Consider the following 17078-nt stretch of genomic DNA (forward strand, 5'->3'; position numbering starts at 1 on the left):
GGCCATTGGCATTCCCCTGCCCTTCTCCAGGGCGCATCTCAGGACTATTTTTGAGACATGACTGACCATACTAAAGCTGTCGTGGCCTTCGATGCCGCTATTGCCAAGGCAACCACTGCCGACGACGCCTTCTCGGCTCTGCAGACGTTGGTGCGTGACGTTGTTGGCGCAAAGCTCTTCACCGTCATGCTGGTCGACTGGGACCTCGAGGTCTCCCGCCGCGCCTACACCAGCCACCCGGAAACCTACCCAACTTCCGGCACCAAGCCCCTGAACTATGGTCCGTGGTTCGACATCGTCCATGGCAAGCGTGAATGCTATGTCGCCAACACCATTGAAGACATCGCCAAGGTTCTGTTCGACCACGAAACCATCAACGCGCTGGGCTGCCAGTCGGTGGTGAACTATCCGGTTATCGTCAAGGACAAGCTCATCGGCACCATGAACATGCTGGACGTTGAGGGGCACTTCACACCTGAGAAGGTTGAAACCATCCGCAACGTACTCGGCACCCCAGCCAAGCTCGCTGTACTGGTTGCCACCACGCTCTAAGGCCTTAGGCACACGAAATTTGAAGCGCTCCCTTGGGGGCGCTTTTTTTGTGCCTGCCATCCATAATTGCGTCGTCACGCCTGCTCCACACACCAAAAGGCCCTCCCGTGGGTCAGCACAGGAGGGCCTCGCAGGTCGAAACCTGAAGCTCGTTTAGACGGCCGCAGAAGCCATCAAGGTCGCATTGCCACCAGCAGCAGTGGTGTCGATGCAGACATGACGCTCATGCTGCAAGCGCACGATATCCTGCGGGCCTGTGAGCAGCGGAGTAATCACGCCTTGGCGCTTGGCGAGATCCTGACGGATCGTACGCAACGTGTCGGCGTCACCGAACCAAGCGATTGCGTCGAAATGCTCGCCGCAAGCACGCCAGTCTTTTTCGGTCTTGTCGGCAAAGAACACGCAGCCAGTTGCTTCTGCCATGGCCTTTTGCGCCGCAATATCGGCGTCCGTTGGTCCAAGACCGAGGAAGACACCACGCGGGAAGACATGCAGCGTATTAGTTTCACCCGTTGGACCCGGCAACTCGATCGCTGCCGTCTGCAATGCACCTGCACCCTTGGTGAAGCGTGGCAGATAGTTCGGGCCACCAGCCTTGGGGCCTGTGCCCGAGAAGCCTTCGCCGCCGAACGGCTGGCTGCCTACGACCGCACCGATCTGGTTGCGGTTGACGTAGATATTGCCGCAATGAACTTGTTCGGCAATCGACTTCACGCGGGTCGAGATACGGGTATGCAGTCCAAAGGTCAGGCCATAGCCCGATGCGTTGATCGCTTCGATGACCTTGGGTAGGCCCTCGGCCTTGAAGGTGGCGACGTGCAGAACTGGGCCGAAGATTTCTTCCGGCATGTCTTCGATACCGTCGACCTTCAAAATGGTCGGAGCAACGAACGTGCCGCCCGCGGGAGCCTTCATCTGGTGGATGATATTGGCCGTGCGCTCGGTCACATAAGCATCGATCTTGCCCGTTGCGGCAGCATCGATCACCGGGCCAACGTCATTGGCAATGTCCCAGGTATTGCCCAGACGCAGCTCATCCATCGCCCCCTTGATCATGGTGATGGTCTTGTCCGCACAGTCTTCCTGAACGTAGAGAATGCGCAGGGCCGAGCACCGCTGACCAGCAGACTGGAAGGCCGAAGCGAGGATGTCGCGCACCGCCTGTTCGGTCAATGCGGTGGTGTCCACAACCATGGCGTTGAGACCACCGGTTTCCGCGATAAGCGGCGCGGATGGATCGAGGTACTCCGCCATCGAGCTTTCGATGCGCTTGGCTGTTGGCAGCGAGCCAGTGAAGGCAACACCCTTCACATCTGGGTTCGAGGTCAGAGCCGCACCTACGTCCGGACCACCCGGCAGCAATTGCAGTGCATCAACCGGAATACCCGCGAGACGCATCAGTTCAGCCGCACGGTAAGCCACCAGCGGGGTTTGCGGCGCAGGCTTTGCCAGAACCGGATTACCGGCGACGAGAGCTGCCGCGATCTGGCCGGTGAAAATCGCCAGAGGGAAGTTCCAGGGCGAAATCGCCACGAACGGGCCACGGGCTTCGCCGCTCAGGTTTTTCGCTTCCGCTGCGTAATAGTGAAGGAAATCGACCGCTTCACGCACTTCCGCGATCGCATCATTCCAGCTCTTGCCGGCCTCACGAGTGAGCAGGGCAAAGAATTCTGCCGTATTGGCCTCAAACAGCTCTGCGGTACGGGTCAGTGCCGCAGCGCGGTCTGCGACCGGCACCTGTGCCCAGTTGGACTTAGCGGCATAGGTCGCAGCTTCCGCCACTTGCTCCGGTGTCGCGTCAATCACTGTGCCAACCACATCGTTGTGGTCTGCAGGGTTAATCACTGGCTTTGCAGCAGTGTCCGCGCGGCTCATCGCGCCATAGGGGGCGGCCACCCACTGATGGGTGCGGAATGCCTCGCGTGCTGCATCGAGCTGACCGAAAGCGATTGGGTGGGTCAGGTCATAGCCACGGGAATTAGCGCGATTGGGGAATATATCCCCTGGCATAGGGATCGCTGTATTGTGCAGCTGGTCGCCGAGCGCTTCGAGCTTAGCAATCGGATCTTCGGCAACGGTTGTCGCTGGAATGTCCTTGTCGGCGATCTGATAGACGAACGAGCCATTGGCACCGTTTTCGAGCAGACGACGAACGAGATAGGCGAGCAGGTCTTTGTGTGGGCCGACTGGTGCGTAAATACGCGAGGTCGTCTGGTGCTGCTGGCGCACGACTTCATGGAGCTGATCGCCCATGCCATGCAGACGCTGCAATTCCCAAGTGTCGGCGCTGCGACCAGCTGCCTGCGCTAGGTGTAGAATAGCGGCAACGGTGTGTGCGTTATGGCCCGCGAACTGCGGGTAGATGTTCTTAGAGGCAAACAGCTTCCGCGCTGCAGCCATATAGCTGACGTCCGTAGCGGCCTTGCGCGTGAACACGGGATAGCCTTCAAGGCCCATCACCTGCGCGCGCTTGATTTCGGCGTCCCAATAGGCGCCCTTAACGAGGCGGACCATGATACGGCGACCAAGGCGTTCGGCGAGCGCATCGAGCCAGTCGATCGCAGGCAGTACGCGCTTGCCATAGGCCTGCACGACAATGCCGAAACCATCCCAGCCCGCCAGTTCTGGAGTTTCCAGAACTGCTTCGATGACGTCGAGCGACAGATCGAGACGATCCGCTTCTTCCGCGTCGATGTTGAAGCTCATGTTCGCCTTAGCAGCGACGATAGCCAGTTTACGGGTCGCGTCGACCAATTCGGTCATGACGCGGTCGCGCTGCGCCACTTCGTAACGCGCATGCAGCGCCGACAGCTTGACCGAAATACCCGGATTGTCGCGCACCGAACCATGCACGCAATGTGGGGCCAGCGAGGTGATCGCATGCATATAAGCATCGAAGTAGCGCTTGGCATCTTCAGCGGTGCGGGCCGCTTCACCCAGCATATCATAGCTATAGCGGTAGCCCAGAGCTTCTGGCTTCTTAGCATTGGAAATCGCTTCGTCAATCGAACGGGCGAAGACGAACTGACCTCCTAGAATACGCATCGCCTGCTGAACAGCGGTACGGATCACCGGTTCGCCCAGACGTGCTACAACACGGTGGATGACATTGGTTGGGCCAACTTCTGGCTGACTGAGAACCTGCGAGGTGAGATTTAGCGCCCAAGAGGAGAAATTGACGAGGTTGCTTTCCGACGCCCCAAAGTGGCTCGCCCAGTTCGCGCCGCCAATCTTGTCTTGGATCAGCGCGTCAACGGTTTCATTGTCCGGCACGCGCAACAGCGCCTCGGCCATGGACATGAGCGCGAGACCTTCTTCGGTGTCGAGACCGTATTCGGAAAGGAAACTCTCCATCAGGCCAAGCTTGGCGCCGCTGCGCACCGCTTCCACCAGTTCTACCGCGCGGGCCGAAATCGCCTTGCGATCTTCCGTGGTAAATTCGGTGGCAGTGATCAGCGAGCGGACGAGGCTGGACTCGTCAGCGTAAATGCGTTCGTGCAGAGCGCGACGGGCGTCAGAAGCGGAAACCATGGGGCGAGACCCTAATAAGAAATCCGGATGATATTGCCAGAAGGCGAATAGGTGATTTCACTGATGATATGGATTTTTCGCGACATACGTGCGATTGTTTAGCTGCACTGCAGGACAATCACCCATGAAAGATGCCATCAATAGTCAAATCGACCAGATCGATCGCAAGATCTTGGACGAATTGAGCAAAGACGGCCGTATCAGCGTGGCTGAGCTGAGCCGCCGGGTGAACCTTTCGAAGACGCCGTGTCAGGCCCGAATTAAACGGCTGGAAGAACAAGGCTATATCCTAGGCTATCGCGCGGTGATCGATCCTAAACGCCTCGGCCTGCCACACGTTGCCTTTGTCGAAGTCAAACTCAGTGACACCCGCAAGGCGGCGCTCGAAGCCTTCAACAAAGCGGTCCGCGCCCTGCCCGAGGTCGAACAGGCCCATATGATCGCCTCAAGCTTTGATTATCTGCTCAAAGTCCGAACTAAGGACATAGCCGCATACCGCGAAGTTCTGGGCGAAAAGCTCTCGGCCCTTCCGCATGTCGCGCAAACCTCCACCCATGTCTCGATGGAAGCGGTCAAAGACGACGCGGAGTGAATGTACTGTCGCAGTAGTGTTGGCCGAATAAGCTTGCTATGACGCGCCCATGGCCATTAGCGAACTTATCACCAGCCCAGAAGATGCACGCCAACGTGGCGACTATCCGAGCATTTTCAAACCCTTGGTCACGACCGAAGGGCTGCTGTTCCGCCTGCCCATTTCCAGCCGCGTACTTACGCCAGTACAGCTCTCAAAGCTCAGCGAGATTTTGCTCCCCCTAGGCGCCGCCCGCGTTGGCATCTGTTCGCGCGGCACTTTAGAGGTTTCCAGCATCTCGCCAGAGGTTTTCACCCCCGCTATACGCGATGCAATTGTGGCAACCGCCGAGGTCGAACCAGCATTCTTCGTCGACCATAGTCCCCTACTCGGGCTCGACCCAACTGAAGACCCAGCCACTGCCCGTCTCGTCACACTTTTAAAAGAGCGCACTGCGCCTCTCGCCGCCCGCCTCGGCAATACGGTTCACCTCATCGTTGATGGCAGGGGTGCCATCACACTCGATGGTCTCGATGCAGATGTGTGCGTGACGGCACAAGGTAATGATCTCTGGGCCGTCACCATTGGCGGCGGCAAACCGCAAACCGTCGATTTCGATACTGCGGTGTCGACAACTCTGGCTCTGCTCAGCGCCCTCGCCGCACTCGGCCCCGAGGCCCGCGCCAGCGATCTCTTCGTGCCATATTCCAACAAGACAGCGTCTACAAAGTCTCCGCGCTTGGGTCGCATTGGCCTGCTCGGCGGAGGCACCAGCTTTGCGCTGAGCCTTCCCAAAGACGGTCTGCCGGCATCCGCGCTACAAAAGCTCGCCCAAGCGGCCAGCTCGGCATATGTCCCTGCCCTTCGTCTCGCGCCTCATTCTGTGCTGATGATCGACAGCGCTAGCGATGCTCTCATCGCTTCTGGCCGGGAATCGGGTCTTGTTTGAACACGCGGCCGCAAAGCTCCTGTGGGACCTGGATCAGGTGAAAACCTTCGATCTCCGCGACCAAGATGTAGAAACAGCCCTCAGCGCGGTAGAACCGGGGGCACGACTGATCCTCGCCCTTGGGGAGAGCAGCGATAGCCAAAAGCTCGCAGCACTTCTCACCGCCAATGGCTATGGCCGTTCGATCCTCACCCTTATAGAAAACCTCGGCCAGGTCGACGAGCAATTGCGCTCGCAAATGGCCGAGTTCTTTATGCTCACTGATGTCGCTCGAAATGCCATTTGCGCGGTCAGCGTTGTCGCCGTGCCGCAAGGGGCACCAACAAGCACTGCCACGCCGGGGCCTTGGGGCTAACCGAGCGTCGGCTTATGCGTTAGCGTCGCTTTCCAAGCAGCATCACCACTTGACTGCAGCCTTGCCGCCGTCAAAGCCGCATTGGTGTCAAGACGCGTCACATCGGAACCGGGCAGTGAGGCGCGGATGGTGTCGAAAATGATCGGGTGCAAATTGAGCACCCCGCCGATATAGCCCACCGGCTTAGTGCCGGCCCGCGCAATAAGCGCCTCGCCCAAAGCAGCAAGTTCTTGCCCCGCCCGGACGAGAATATCCCGCGCAATCTCATCGCCCTCATCGGCCGCCCGCGCCACGCCGACGGCCAATTGGCCAATCCGGCCACGGTCCCCGGCATAGACAAAGCTGCGAACAAAGTCCCAGCCCTGCCCGCCGACAAGCTCGAACATGTGTTTACCAAGTGGGCTCGCTTCAGCCGCGGAACCGAACCGGTCGATCTGGCGATAGAGCGCATCAAGCGCACGTAGTGCAATCCAGCTGCCCGACCCGCCATCATCGATGAGGATACCTCGGCCACCAACGCGAATATTGGGAGCCTCACCTTCGGCAATATGCACGCCAATAGAGCCTGTACCTGCAGAGATAAGATGCCCCTCGCCCGGCGCAAACGCCCCCATATAGGCCAGCACAATATCGTCGATCAGCACTATAGCGTCGCTTGGCAGCGCAAAAATGCCAGAGACCAGCACCAGCATATCGTCGCGCACTGCCGAGCCAAAACCGGTCATACCGACCGTCAGCGACTGAACCGCATATCCAGCAGCCAACACCTCGGCTGCAATAGCCTCAAAGGCTGCGGTGATCCGTAGTTTTTCAGCTGGGTTGAACAGATGCGCCGTTGCACCGGAAGTTTTGCCCTGCGCTAATTCAACACCGGTTTCATTCACGGCAACCCAGCGGCTGCCCGTGCCGCCAATATCAAGCCCAAGGTGCACCGCAGTGCTCATTTGGGGACGCCTTGGGAAACAAAGGTCCGGGTGATTTCGCGCGGATTGGTAATCATGGTGCCGACAACAACTGCATGAGCGCCAGCGCTAAACGCGCGCTGAACGAGGTCAGGTGTGTTGTAACGCCCCTCGGCGATCACCGGAAGCGTTTGCTGGGCCGCCAATCTTTCGAGCAGCAGATAGTCTGGCTCAGCTGGCTTAGGCTGGGTGTATTCGGTGTAACCAGAAAGCGTAGTGGCGAGATAGGTCGCCCCCCAATCTGCGGCCTTCAGTCCCTCGTCCAACGTCGAAATATCGGCAAAGACCTCGGCACCTAACTCGCCACGAATTCGACGTATGAGCACACTTGGATGTTCACCATGACGCGGGCGCTCGGTACAATCGAGCGCCACCACCTCCGCCCCCGCCTCAACGATAGCCGCAGCGGCCTCGAAGTTCGGAGTGATGTAGACCGGGCGGTCGTCTGCAAACACCTTGTGAATGCCGATCACCGGCAACCCCGCAGCTTTGACAGCCGCAATATCGACCGGGCCATTGGCCCGCACCGCGACAGCACCACCGTCGCGAGCAGCAAGCGCCATAGCGCCCATGAATCGTGGCCCGTGCAGAGGATTATCCGCACGCGCCTGGCAAGAAACGATGAGGCCTTTTGGAAGGTGCACTTATTTAACCGCGCCTGAAGTCATGCCAGCGATGAACTGCTTAGACAGAATGATGTAGATCAGAATGATCGGCGCAGCCGAGAGAGTCAGCCCCGCGAAGAGCACACCCCAATCGGTCGTGTACTCGCCCATAAAGGTGGTGAGGCCCTGCGGCAGGGTTTTCAGGTCGTCATTCTGGATAAAGACCAGCGGGAAGAAGAAGTCATTCCAGATTGGCACGACGTTCTGAATGGCAGCGATCACCATTGCCGGACGCACGAGTGGTAGCATGATCGACCACATGATCCGCGCTTCCGAAGCGCCATCCATACGGGCGGCATCTTCGAGCTCATTGGGCAGCGTGCGGATGAAGCCGGTCATAATGAAGATAGTCGTCGGCAGGCCCATAGCCGTGTAGACGAAGATCAGTGAGAGCTGATTGTTGAGGATCTGCAGATCACGCAAAAGCATGAAAAGCGGAATGATCGCTAGCTTCAGCGGCAGGGTCAGGCCAGCGAGGAAGAACATCAGAATAAAGGTCGAGCCTTTGAACTGATAACGCCCCAGCGCATACGCCGCCATAGTCCCGAGCGTTAGGATCAGCGCCATTGACGAACCAGTGACGATGAACGAGTTCATCAGATAGCGCAGGAAATTGGTCTGCGTCCAAATCTTCATGAAGTTGGCGATCTGCCCAAAGTCCGGCAGCGCATAAGGTGACTTGAAGATTTCCGGCGTCGTCTTGAACGCCGAAAAGACCATGATGACTATCGGCCCGAGCATGATGATGGTGTTGGCGATCAGAATGACCTGCAACAGACCATCACGCCCCAAAGTGCCGAGTAGGCCCTTACGCTGATAGAATTTGTTATCGGCAGCAGCGGAAGCAGAGGTCATATCTGGATCTCACGAGCGCGCAGGCGGGTGGTGATGACAGCAGCCACGACCGCAATAAAGACGAAGATGAGCACAGCCAGCGCACTGCCAAGGCCAAAGTCCTGTTGACCGGCAGAGACATTGCCGAAGGCGGTTCGGTAGAAGTAGAGGCCAAGCACGTCCGAGGAGCCGAACGGCGACCCATCAAGGCCTGCCATGATGTAAGGCAGCTCGAACCAGTTGAATGCGCCCACGAAGAGCAAGGTGAAAACGATTGTCGCGGATGGCGCGACCAGCGGCCAAACGACCTTGGTGATCTTCACCCATTCGCTCTCGGTTTCCATGCGGACCGCGTCAAGGATTTCTCCCGGAATGCGCTGCATGCCCGCAAGGAAGACGAGAGTTGGGAAACCAACCATATGCCAGGCCTGCGCGACAATGATCGACCACAGCGCCGTGCCCGACTGACCCAGCCAAGGTTGTGCGAGCCAGCCCAGTCCTACCGACTTCAGCGTCAAATTCACCACGCCGAACATCGGATGGTAGAAGAGTTTGAAGAGGTAAGCCACGATGATGGTCGAGAGCACCACGGGAAGGAAGACGGCGATCCGGTGGAAGCGGGCGCCGGGCAGTTCACGCCAGAGCGCATAGGCGAGGATAAAGCCCAAGCCGTTCTGCAGCACCATCAGCGCGAAGAATACTATGACGTTGTTCTTGAAGGCATTCATTGTCCAGCTGCGGTAAGGCTCGACGAAGAGCACCGTGTGGAAGTTTTCAAGACCAACGAAGTCGCCGCGCTTCAGCCCCTGCCAATCAAAGAAGGAATAGGCGAAGGCGGACAGAATTGGATAGACGATAAAGAGCGCCACGAAAGCCAGCGGCGGCACAATCAGCATGGTGATCCAGAGACCGCGACCGGTCATACGGAGTTGAGGCATTTTGGTGCTCGCTTGGGCTTAATAGTCAGGCTCTATGCGCTGGCCTTGCCTCCCCCGACCAGCGGGAGAGGAAGGGCAGGTGCATGCCGATGCACCGAGGCTAAGCCTCGGTGCGAGGGATCAAGAGTTACTTCTTGAACGGTTCGTACCAGGCAGCCAGACCGGTGGTGAGCGCTTCACCAATAGCTTCCGGAGTGGTTTCGCCCGAGAACAGCTTCTGCATTTCGCCCTGGATCAGGACCGAACCCGAAGGTTCGCCAAAGCGGAAGTGCGCCAGCATCAGGTACGGAATCGAGTTCTGGTTAAGCTCGTTGATTTCAGCCAGATCTTCGGTTTCGAACTTCACGCCTGGAACAGCCGAAAGGGTCTTCAGCTCATCAGCCATAGCCTGACCGAATTCGGTCGAAGCGAGGTAGTTGAGGAACTTGAAGGAAGCTTCCTTGTTCTTGCCAGCTTCGTTGATGGCATAGCCACCGTCGAAGTAAATGGCGACGAGCTTTTCGTCGTCAGCGGCCTTGCCCGGAGCGGCGAACATGCCGGTCTGGATGTCTGGGTTCATGGTCTTGAAGGTCGAGAGTTCATACGAACCACCGACGAACATTGCCGCCATGCCCGAAGCGAAGAGCTGCTGCATCGACGGATAGTCGAGACCGATGAAGCCTTCTGGGAAATAGTCCTTGGCGAGTGCTGCGATATCGCCGAGCGCGCCGGTGAAGCGCGGATCGTTGAAGTCGGTGGTGCCAGCGACCAGCTCATCATAGAAAGCGCGACCGAAGAGGGTCGAACCAAGACCGAAGGTGACGGTTTCGTTCTGCCATGCGGTTGCGGTGCCGTTAGCGAATGGAATAACGCCAGCGTCCTTGAGCTTCTGCGAAGCGGCAATCAGCTCTTCCCAAGTGGTCGGCTCAGCAATGCCGTGCTGGTCGAAGATCGCCTTGTTGTAGATGACGAGCTGGGTCTGCGATGCGAATGGGATCGCATACAGAGTGTCGTCAGCGCGCATCGATTCAGCCTTGAGAGCGGCTGGATTGAAGTTGGCAATCGCAGGAACGTTCTCAACCGTCAGCGGCTCAAGATAGCCACCCACTGCGAGGTTTTCGAGGCCACCATAGGCACGAACCTGAGCAATATCAGGACCGGTGCCGCCAGCCAGTGCGGTGGCGAGAATGGTGTTGTAGTTCGTTGCTTCGAAAGTTTCGAACTTAACGGTGATGCCCGGGTTGGCGGCTTCGAAGGTCTTGATAAAGCCTTCGTAAGCGGCCTTGTCTTCCTGGCGCCAGGACCAGAACGTCAGGTCCTGAGCGAAAGATGGGGCAGCAATCAGCATGGCGGCAAGTGCCGAACCGATGCGGAGCATATTGGTCTTCATGAGTTCCCTCCCAATGAAATCGACCTACTAAAATGGTACTTGGCCGGAGCTAAATGCGCCGACCATCCGTTGCGGAAAACAGATGCGCGCTACCAGGCAGCACCGTCACGGTTACTGCGGTGTCGGGCTCATAGAGATCGTCCGGCCCGGTGCGGGCAGCCAGCAAGGTGCCATCGACTAAGCGGACATACACATAGGCGTTGTCGCCTAGGTATTCGGTGTAAACCACGTGCGCGGCAAAGCCCGCAGCTGTGATATCGCGGCTGAGACCAACAGCGTCAGAACGCAGGCCCAGCTTAAACTCATCGCCCGCGGGCAGCTCACCAACAGAGACGGAGCCGCCATTCCCGGCGAGCTCAAGCCTATCCCCGGCGCGCACCACGTCAACGAGCGTCATGCGCGGTGACCCAATAAAACTCGCGACGAACGTATTGGCCGGGGTTTCATACAGCTCGCGCGGGGAGCCGACTTGTTCAATACGACCGGCATTCATGACCACGATTTTATCGGCGAGCGTCATCGCTTCAACCTGATCGTGGGTCACGTAAATCATCGTACCGCCAATCTGGCGATGTAGACGAGCGATCTCGAGGCGCACTTCGGAGCGCAGTGCAGCGTCAAGGTTAGACAGTGGCTCATCGAGCAGGAAGACACTTGGCTTACGCACCAAGGCTCGGCCAATAGCGACGCGCTGGCGCTGACCACCAGAGAGTTCGCGCGGCTTGCGCTTCAGCAGCGGCTCGAGGCGCAGCATGCGGGCTGCTTCTGCAATGCGGCTTTCGACTTCTTCTTTGCTCAGCCCCATGAGGCGCGCGCCGAAGGCCATGTTCTCGTAAACATCCATATGCGGGTAAAGCGCATAGGACTGGAACACCATGGCGATGCCGCGCTTGGACGGAGGCACGTCATTCATCAACTGACCGTTGAGATAAAAGTCACCGCCGGTGAGCGGATCAAGACCAGCGATCAAACGGAGGAGTGTTGACTTGCCGCAGCCCGAGGGACCGACAAAGACGACGAATTCCTTGTCGCCAATCTCAAGATCAACGCCATGCAAGACGTCAACGCTTCGGAAGCTTTTCTTGATGCCACGTAGCGAAAGTTGAGCCACGTTAAATCTCCCCTACACCTCAGAAAGACTTCCCGGGTCTTTCAACGCCCTACTTAGGACATGTGATCTTGGAATAGTAAATTCCACAAACCCACATGTGTCAAGAATATAAAATTACAACTCAGACGACGAATTCCGACAGTTCAGACTTTAAGGATCGTCACGGCCGACTCGCTGCCATGGATGTAATCGGTCGATCCTGGCTGGCGGCGTAACAGCAGGATGAAAAGCATATCTGTGAGAATGAATTGGGCGTCGCGCGAGGTTATTGCTGACGAGCGCACGCGTTCTTCATCACCCACCGTAAAGAGGTGAATATCGGCCAGATCGATCAGTGGGTTTGGCTGCAGGCCGGTCACCGAAATGACCGTTGCACCGCGTTTCTTGGCAACTTCCGCCGTGCGCAGGGTTTCCAAGCTACGCCCGGAATGGGATAGGGCCACAAAGACATCGTCCTTTGTGAGATTTGCCGCGTTCACCAGCTGAATATGGGTGTCGTTGTCGAGCATAACGACACGTCCAAGCTTCATCAGCTTGTAAGAAAAGTCCCGCGCCACAAGGGAAGAAGCGCCAACACCGCTGAGTTGAATGCGGTTGGCGCCATGCAAAGCCTCAAGCGCCAGATCAATGGTTTGCTCGGAGTTTGCGGCTGTGGTTTCGCGCATAGACAGAAGCTTAGAACCGATCAACTTCTGCAAAATAGTCATGTAGTTATCGGCAGAATCGATCGAACCGTGGATGACGCCACCGGGCGCCTGCCATTCCATCGCCTTGGCTTTGTTCACCGCCAACTTGAGCTGCTGATAACCGGAATAGCCGAGCTTCTGGCTGAACTTGACGACCGCCGATTGGCTACGCCCCGTTGCCTCCGCCAGGCCTGAAGAGGATAGCGCCAACATCTGTTCAGGCTGGTCTATAATGAATTGTGCGATCTGCCGATCAGCCTGCGTTAACGTGTCCAAATGGGCACTTAACAACCTGAGAACTGACATGCTCGCTCCCCACGATCATCGTTTCCACATATGGAATACATAATTCCAAGTTTGATTGACAGCCGGAATATTCGCTCCTAGCATCAAATCAATCCATGAGTGAAGGCACGATGTCCAAAAGCACCCTAATTGCAGAACTTGAGCACCTCGTGTCGGAAGCTCGCAATCCGGAAACCATGCAGATCGACTTGATGTCGACCGAGCAGATTCTTGCCGCGATGAACGCGCAGGACGCAAAGGTTGCGGAAGCTGTACGACACGAACTCCCACAGATCGCCCAAGCCGTTGATCGCATTGTTGATGCGTTCCGCAAGGGCGGGCGCCTGATCTATATGGGCGCAGGTACTTCGGGCCGTCTTGGTGTTCTCGACGCCTCTGAATGTCCACCAACCTTCGGCGTGCCGGACACTATGGTGGTTGGCATTATCGCGGGTGGTGACACTGCCCTGCGTTATCCCATCGAAGGCGCGGAAGACGATCGCAGCGAAGGTCAGCGCGATCTCGTTCGTGTGAACGCCACTGCCAATGATGTTGTCGTCGGCATCGCCGTCAGCGGCCGTACCCCTTATGTCATCGGCGCGCTGGATTATGCCAAGTCGCTCGGTGCCGTTACCGTTTCGCTCACCTGCAATCCGAATTCGCCAATCGCCAACATGGCTGACATCGCGATCTCGCCGCTGGTTGGCCCAGAATCATTGACCGGCTCGACCCGTCTCAAGTCAGGCACCGCGCAGAAGCTCGTGCTCAACATGCTGACAACCGCCAGCATGATCCGTATCGGCAAGTCCTATGAAAACCTCATGGTCGACGTGTCAGTGAGCAATGAAAAGCTGGCTGCCCGTGCGGTGCGTATCATCGGCGAAGTGACCGGCCTCGATACTGCCGAAGCTGAAATTTATCTCGACCGTTCAGGCAATAACGTTAAGCTCGCTATTCTCATGGCCCTTACTGGCCTCGATAAGGATGCGGCGACAACTGCTCTGACAAGTGCAGATGGCTTCCTTCGTCGCGCTGTCAGCGAGAACAAGGCGGACTGAAATGGACCTTCTGGTCAACCTCTATAGTCGCAAACTAGAAGAGCTTGGCGAGCGCACTACAGGTGTGGAGGCGACCATTCGGGTCGCCCTGCCCCCGGAAATGCATATTATTCAGAATTGGGTGCGTGAGCATTTTTCTGAATATTGGGTCAGTGAACTCACCGTCGCCATGGCACATCAGCCGCCAGGGTGTCTCGTAGCGATTGTAGACGGCAAGCTCGTCGGCTTTGCCTGCTACGATGCGACCGCCAAGGGCTTTTTTGGGCCAACCGGCGTTGACGAAAGTCAGCGCGGCAAAGGCATTGGCCTCGCGCTATTCCATCGCACACTCGTCGCCATGAAAGCCCAAGGCTACGCCTATGCGGTGATTGGCTCGGCAGGACCGATCGATTTCTATAAAAATGCGGTAGGCGCCCTACCCATCCCCTCTGACAGCGAAGACATTTACCAAGGGCTGCTTCGGATTAAGAAGCCGCTCGTCGAGGACTAGTATCTATGTCGACCTCAACTCCACTCGCACTTTTCGTTGGCATGCCCAGCCCTGAGTTGTCGGAAAATGAGGTCGCGTTCTTCAAAGATGCCAATCCGTTTGGCCTGTTTCTGTTCAAGCGCAATGTACAGAACAATGACCAGGTTCGCCGCCTCGTCGCCCAGTTTCGCGAAGCTGTTGGGCGCGACAATGCTCCGGTCTATATTGATCAGGAGGGCGGGCGCGTGCAGCGCCTCGACAATGGCAACTGGCCCCTATTCCGTCCGCTAGGTCACTTCGGCCAATTGGCAAAAATAGATTTGGACCTAGCCAAGCATGCGCTGCGTCAATCCCATCTAGCTATGGGCTCGATGATGAGCGAAATGCATATCGGCTCCGGAACGGCCCCCGTGGTCGACCTCGCCCGCGCCGGAACGCACGCCATCATTTCTTCGCGCACGTTCAGCTCCGATCAGGAAATGGTCGCCGCACTCGGGCGTGTCGCCATCGATGCGCTGCTCGAGACTGGCTCCATGCCGATCATGAAACATGTCCCCGGCTATGGCCGAGTTGAGGTCGACCCGCACCACGACCTGCCCGAGGTGCATGCCGATGTGGCCGATCTCATGACTACAGACTTCCTGCCCTTTATGCGCCTCAAGGACACGCCTTGGGCCATGGTCGCGCATCTGATTTTCACCAAGATTGACCCAGACCTGCCGGCGTCAATCTCCCCGAACGTCTGTGATCTCATCCGCAATACTCTCGGCTATGACGGCGTTCTGATCACCGACTGCCTCACCATGGACGCCCTCTCAGGCACATGGGACAGTCGCGTCACTGCCGCGCTCGATGCCGGTTACGATATCGCCCTTCACAGTCAGGGCGACCTTTCTCAAAGCGAAGCTGCATGCAAAGCTGCTCGTCCGTTGAGCGAGGTAAGTCTGAAGCGCATTGCTCGCGCCGAAGCCAGACTGGGGACTACTCGCGTGGACGTACAAGCGCTCCATGCCGAGGTTGAAGAAATTTTCAGGGAGAGTGGCATCGCCTAAAGCGAGCCGCCAAACAAGGAGACTGAAAATGAAGAAGCTCATGCTTCTCGCGGCAACGTCCGCAGCAGTGTTGACCATGGCTGCGCCTGCTTTTGCGCAGAACGTGCTGACCATCTCGTCGGAACAGACGACAACCTTTGTTCGCAACTTCAATCCATTCGGTCAGACATCTGCCCGCTTCACCACGCTCCACTTCATGTATGAGCCGTTGGTGGTGTTTAATCGCCTTAACGGCAACGAGCCGCACTTCCGTCTTGCCGAAAGCTTTGAGCTGGCTGACGATCTGATGTCGATCACCTTCACCCTGCGTGAAGGCCTCAAGTGGTCGGACGGTGAAGCCCTCACTGCTGACGACATCATCTTCACCTATGACTATATCGCCAAGTTCCCGGCTCTCGATTTCATCTCGGTCACCCAGCAGCTGAACTCGGTTGAAAAGGTCGATGATCGCACCGTTCGCTTCAACCTCAAGGAAGCCAACTCGCTGATCGCTAACACCATCGTCGACATGCCGATCGTGCCCGAGCACATCTGGGCGTCGATTGAAGATCCGGTGACCTTCGCCAATGAAACCCCTGTGGCTTCCGGTCCAATGACCGAAATCACCCGTTTCACCCCGAACGTCTACGAACAGTGCCGTAACCCGCACTATTGGGACAATGACAACCTTGCCGTTGACTGCCTGCGCATGCCGCAGCTGGCCGACAACCCGCAGGTTCTCGCGGCTCTCGCTGAAGGCTCGCTCGACTGGGCAACCAGCTTCATCCCGGACATCGACAACACCTTTGTTGCCAAGGACCCGGAGCACCACAAATATTGGTTCACCCCATCGAGCCTCGTCTCGCTGCAGATGAGCCAGGTTTCGCCAGACGAGAACGCTCGTAAGGCTTACACCGACGTCAACTTCCGTCGTGCGCTGAGCATGATCATTGACCGTCAGACCATCGTCGACATCGCTGGCTATGGCTATCCGCTGGTCAATGGCGATCCATCGGGCCTAGGCGAACTCTATGCGTCCTTCGGCAATCCGGAAGTGAAGGCACAGTTCGGCCAATACGGCGAATTCAACTATGACGCTGGCGTCGCTCTTCTGGACGAAGCTGGTTATGTTGACGCCGACAATGATGGCTTCCGTGACAATCCGGATGGCTCCAAGCTCGAAATCGACTTCATGGTGCCAAACGGTTGGACCGACTGGATCGACGCGGTTCAGATCTCCATGGAAACCATGCAGCAGGCTGGCCTCAACGTGAAGATGAGCACGCCAGAAGCCGCCGTGTGGACTGCTGCGCTGATCTCGGGTGAATACTCGATGACGCTCAACGCACTGGCATCGGCTGCCGATCCGTACTTCCCGTACATCCGTTCCTACAACCCGGATGATTTCGGCAAGTCGCGCTTCACTGCACCACACTGGTCGAGCGAAGAGGTTTCCAAGCTCCTGTCTGAATACAAGCAGAGCAAGGACCCGGCTATTCGTAAGACTGCGATGGACAAGATTCAGCTGATCATTGCTGAAGCCCTGCCAATCGTGCCGCTCTACAACAGCCCATCGTTCTACGAGTACAACACTAAGCGCTTCACGGGTTGGGCTGATGCCGAAAATCCGAAGTACTCGCCTGTTGTCTCGAACGCTAACCCGGCGCGTGTTCTGCAGCTGCTCGACCTCGACCCGGTCGCTCAGTAATCAC

Annotated in this window: 16 protein-coding genes; 8 read left to right on the forward strand and 8 right to left on the reverse strand. The window is 57.5% G+C overall.

Annotation, left to right across the window (positions count from 1 at the left end; translation table 11 throughout):
* The first annotated feature begins 57 nt into the window (after positions 1-57).
* On the forward strand, positions 58-552 hold the full coding sequence (locus tag JHL21_RS07660; protein ID WP_200212817.1) for a GAF domain-containing protein: 495 nt from the start codon (positions 58-60) through the stop codon (positions 550-552).
* A 153-nt stretch (positions 553-705) separates the two neighbouring features.
* Here the strand turns inward: JHL21_RS07660 and putA are convergent, their stop codons facing one another.
* Positions 706-4083, reverse strand: coding sequence for a bifunctional proline dehydrogenase/L-glutamate gamma-semialdehyde dehydrogenase PutA (gene putA / locus JHL21_RS07665; protein ID WP_200212818.1), 3378 nt, complete (start codon positions 4081-4083; stop codon positions 706-708).
* 124 nt (positions 4084-4207) lie between these two features.
* Here putA and JHL21_RS07670 point away from each other — a divergent pair, with 124 nt between their 5' ends.
* Genes JHL21_RS07670 through JHL21_RS07680 form a run of 3 tightly spaced genes read left to right on the forward strand, consistent with a single transcriptional unit; the run spans position 4208 to position 5958 of the window.
* Entirely contained in the window at positions 4208-4675 is a 468-nt protein-coding gene (locus JHL21_RS07670) for an Lrp/AsnC family transcriptional regulator (RefSeq protein WP_200212819.1), read from the forward strand.
* 49 nt (positions 4676-4724) lie between these two features.
* Entirely contained in the window at positions 4725-5603 is an 879-nt protein-coding gene (locus JHL21_RS07675; RefSeq protein WP_200212820.1) for a hypothetical protein, read from the forward strand.
* A complete protein-coding gene (locus tag JHL21_RS07680) occupies positions 5596-5958 on the forward strand; it encodes a hypothetical protein (protein WP_200212821.1) in 363 nt (120 codons plus the stop codon). The genes JHL21_RS07675 and JHL21_RS07680 overlap by 8 nt, the downstream gene beginning before the upstream one ends.
* Here JHL21_RS07680 and JHL21_RS07685 read toward each other — a convergent pair.
* The 7 genes from JHL21_RS07685 to JHL21_RS07715 all read right to left on the reverse strand — a co-directional run bounded on the left by JHL21_RS07685 (position 5955) and on the right by JHL21_RS07715 (position 12829).
* Positions 5955-6902, reverse strand: a complete 948-nt coding sequence (locus JHL21_RS07685) for an N-acetylglucosamine kinase (protein ID WP_200212822.1) — start codon at positions 6900-6902, stop codon at positions 5955-5957. The genes JHL21_RS07680 and JHL21_RS07685 overlap by 4 nt on opposite strands.
* Complete coding sequence (locus JHL21_RS07690; protein ID WP_200212824.1) at positions 6899-7564, reverse strand: N-acetylmannosamine-6-phosphate 2-epimerase; 666 nt, start codon at positions 7562-7564, stop codon at positions 6899-6901. The genes JHL21_RS07685 and JHL21_RS07690 overlap by 4 nt, the downstream gene beginning before the upstream one ends.
* The gene (locus tag JHL21_RS07695; RefSeq protein WP_200212826.1) at positions 7565-8440 is read right to left on the reverse strand and encodes a carbohydrate ABC transporter permease; all 876 of its coding nucleotides are present in this window, start codon (positions 8438-8440) and stop codon (positions 7565-7567) included.
* Positions 8437-9357, reverse strand: coding sequence for a carbohydrate ABC transporter permease (locus JHL21_RS07700; protein WP_169194589.1), 921 nt, complete (start codon positions 9355-9357; stop codon positions 8437-8439). The genes JHL21_RS07695 and JHL21_RS07700 overlap by 4 nt, the downstream gene beginning before the upstream one ends.
* 127 nt (positions 9358-9484) lie before the next feature.
* Positions 9485-10726, reverse strand: coding sequence for an extracellular solute-binding protein (locus JHL21_RS07705; RefSeq protein ID WP_200212831.1), 1242 nt, complete (start codon positions 10724-10726; stop codon positions 9485-9487).
* A gap of 49 nt (positions 10727-10775) precedes the next feature.
* A complete protein-coding gene (locus JHL21_RS07710) occupies positions 10776-11837 on the reverse strand; it encodes a sn-glycerol-3-phosphate ABC transporter ATP-binding protein UgpC (RefSeq protein ID WP_200212832.1) in 1062 nt (353 codons plus the stop codon).
* 143 nt (positions 11838-11980) lie between these two features.
* The gene (locus JHL21_RS07715) at positions 11981-12829 is read right to left on the reverse strand and encodes a MurR/RpiR family transcriptional regulator (protein WP_200212833.1); all 849 of its coding nucleotides are present in this window, start codon (positions 12827-12829) and stop codon (positions 11981-11983) included.
* Between the two features lie 110 nt (positions 12830-12939).
* On the opposite strand from JHL21_RS07715, the gene murQ reads away from it, so the two are divergent.
* Genes murQ through JHL21_RS07735 form a run of 4 tightly spaced genes read left to right on the forward strand, consistent with a single transcriptional unit; the run spans position 12940 to position 17074 of the window.
* Entirely contained in the window at positions 12940-13866 is a 927-nt protein-coding gene (gene murQ, locus JHL21_RS07720) for an N-acetylmuramic acid 6-phosphate etherase (protein WP_169194585.1), read from the forward strand.
* Position 13867: 1 nt separating this feature from the next.
* Complete coding sequence (locus JHL21_RS07725) at positions 13868-14356, forward strand: GNAT family N-acetyltransferase (protein WP_200212835.1); 489 nt, start codon at positions 13868-13870, stop codon at positions 14354-14356.
* Positions 14357-14361: 5 nt separating this feature from the next.
* Positions 14362-15387, forward strand: a complete 1026-nt coding sequence (locus tag JHL21_RS07730) for a glycoside hydrolase family 3 protein (RefSeq protein WP_200212837.1) — start codon at positions 14362-14364, stop codon at positions 15385-15387.
* 28 nt (positions 15388-15415) lie between these two features.
* Positions 15416-17074: an ABC transporter substrate-binding protein gene (locus JHL21_RS07735; RefSeq protein ID WP_200212839.1), complete on the forward strand. Its 1659-nt coding sequence runs from the start codon at positions 15416-15418 to the stop codon at positions 17072-17074.
* Positions 17075-17078: the final 4 nt, after the last annotated feature.

This window comes from Devosia sp. WQ 349K1 (assembly GCF_016595685.1).
In the GTDB taxonomy this organism is placed as follows: domain Bacteria; phylum Pseudomonadota; class Alphaproteobacteria; order Rhizobiales; family Devosiaceae; genus Devosia.

Coding starts and splice junctions, on each gene's coding strand:
- JHL21_RS07660 (WP_200212817.1), top strand. CDS start 58: ATGACTGACCATACTAAAGCTGTCGTGGCCTTCGATGCCGCTATTGCC.
- putA (WP_200212818.1), bottom strand. CDS start 4,083: ATGGTTTCCGCTTCTGACGCCCGTCGCGCTCTGCACGAACGCATTTAC.
- JHL21_RS07670 (WP_200212819.1), top strand. CDS start 4,208: ATGAAAGATGCCATCAATAGTCAAATCGACCAGATCGATCGCAAGATC.
- JHL21_RS07675 (WP_200212820.1), top strand. CDS start 4,725: ATGGCCATTAGCGAACTTATCACCAGCCCAGAAGATGCACGCCAACGT.
- JHL21_RS07685 (WP_200212822.1), bottom strand. CDS start 6,902: ATGAGCACTGCGGTGCACCTTGGGCTTGATATTGGCGGCACGGGCAGC.
- JHL21_RS07695 (WP_200212826.1), bottom strand. CDS start 8,440: ATGACCTCTGCTTCCGCTGCTGCCGATAACAAATTCTATCAGCGTAAG.
- JHL21_RS07700 (WP_169194589.1), bottom strand. CDS start 9,357: ATGCCTCAACTCCGTATGACCGGTCGCGGTCTCTGGATCACCATGCTG.
- JHL21_RS07705 (WP_200212831.1), bottom strand. CDS start 10,726: ATGAAGACCAATATGCTCCGCATCGGTTCGGCACTTGCCGCCATGCTG.
- JHL21_RS07715 (WP_200212833.1), bottom strand. CDS start 12,829: ATGTCAGTTCTCAGGTTGTTAAGTGCCCATTTGGACACGTTAACGCAG.
- murQ (WP_169194585.1), top strand. CDS start 12,940: ATGTCCAAAAGCACCCTAATTGCAGAACTTGAGCACCTCGTGTCGGAA.
- JHL21_RS07725 (WP_200212835.1), top strand. CDS start 13,868: ATGGACCTTCTGGTCAACCTCTATAGTCGCAAACTAGAAGAGCTTGGC.
- JHL21_RS07730 (WP_200212837.1), top strand. CDS start 14,362: ATGTCGACCTCAACTCCACTCGCACTTTTCGTTGGCATGCCCAGCCCT.
- JHL21_RS07735 (WP_200212839.1), top strand. CDS start 15,416: ATGAAGAAGCTCATGCTTCTCGCGGCAACGTCCGCAGCAGTGTTGACC.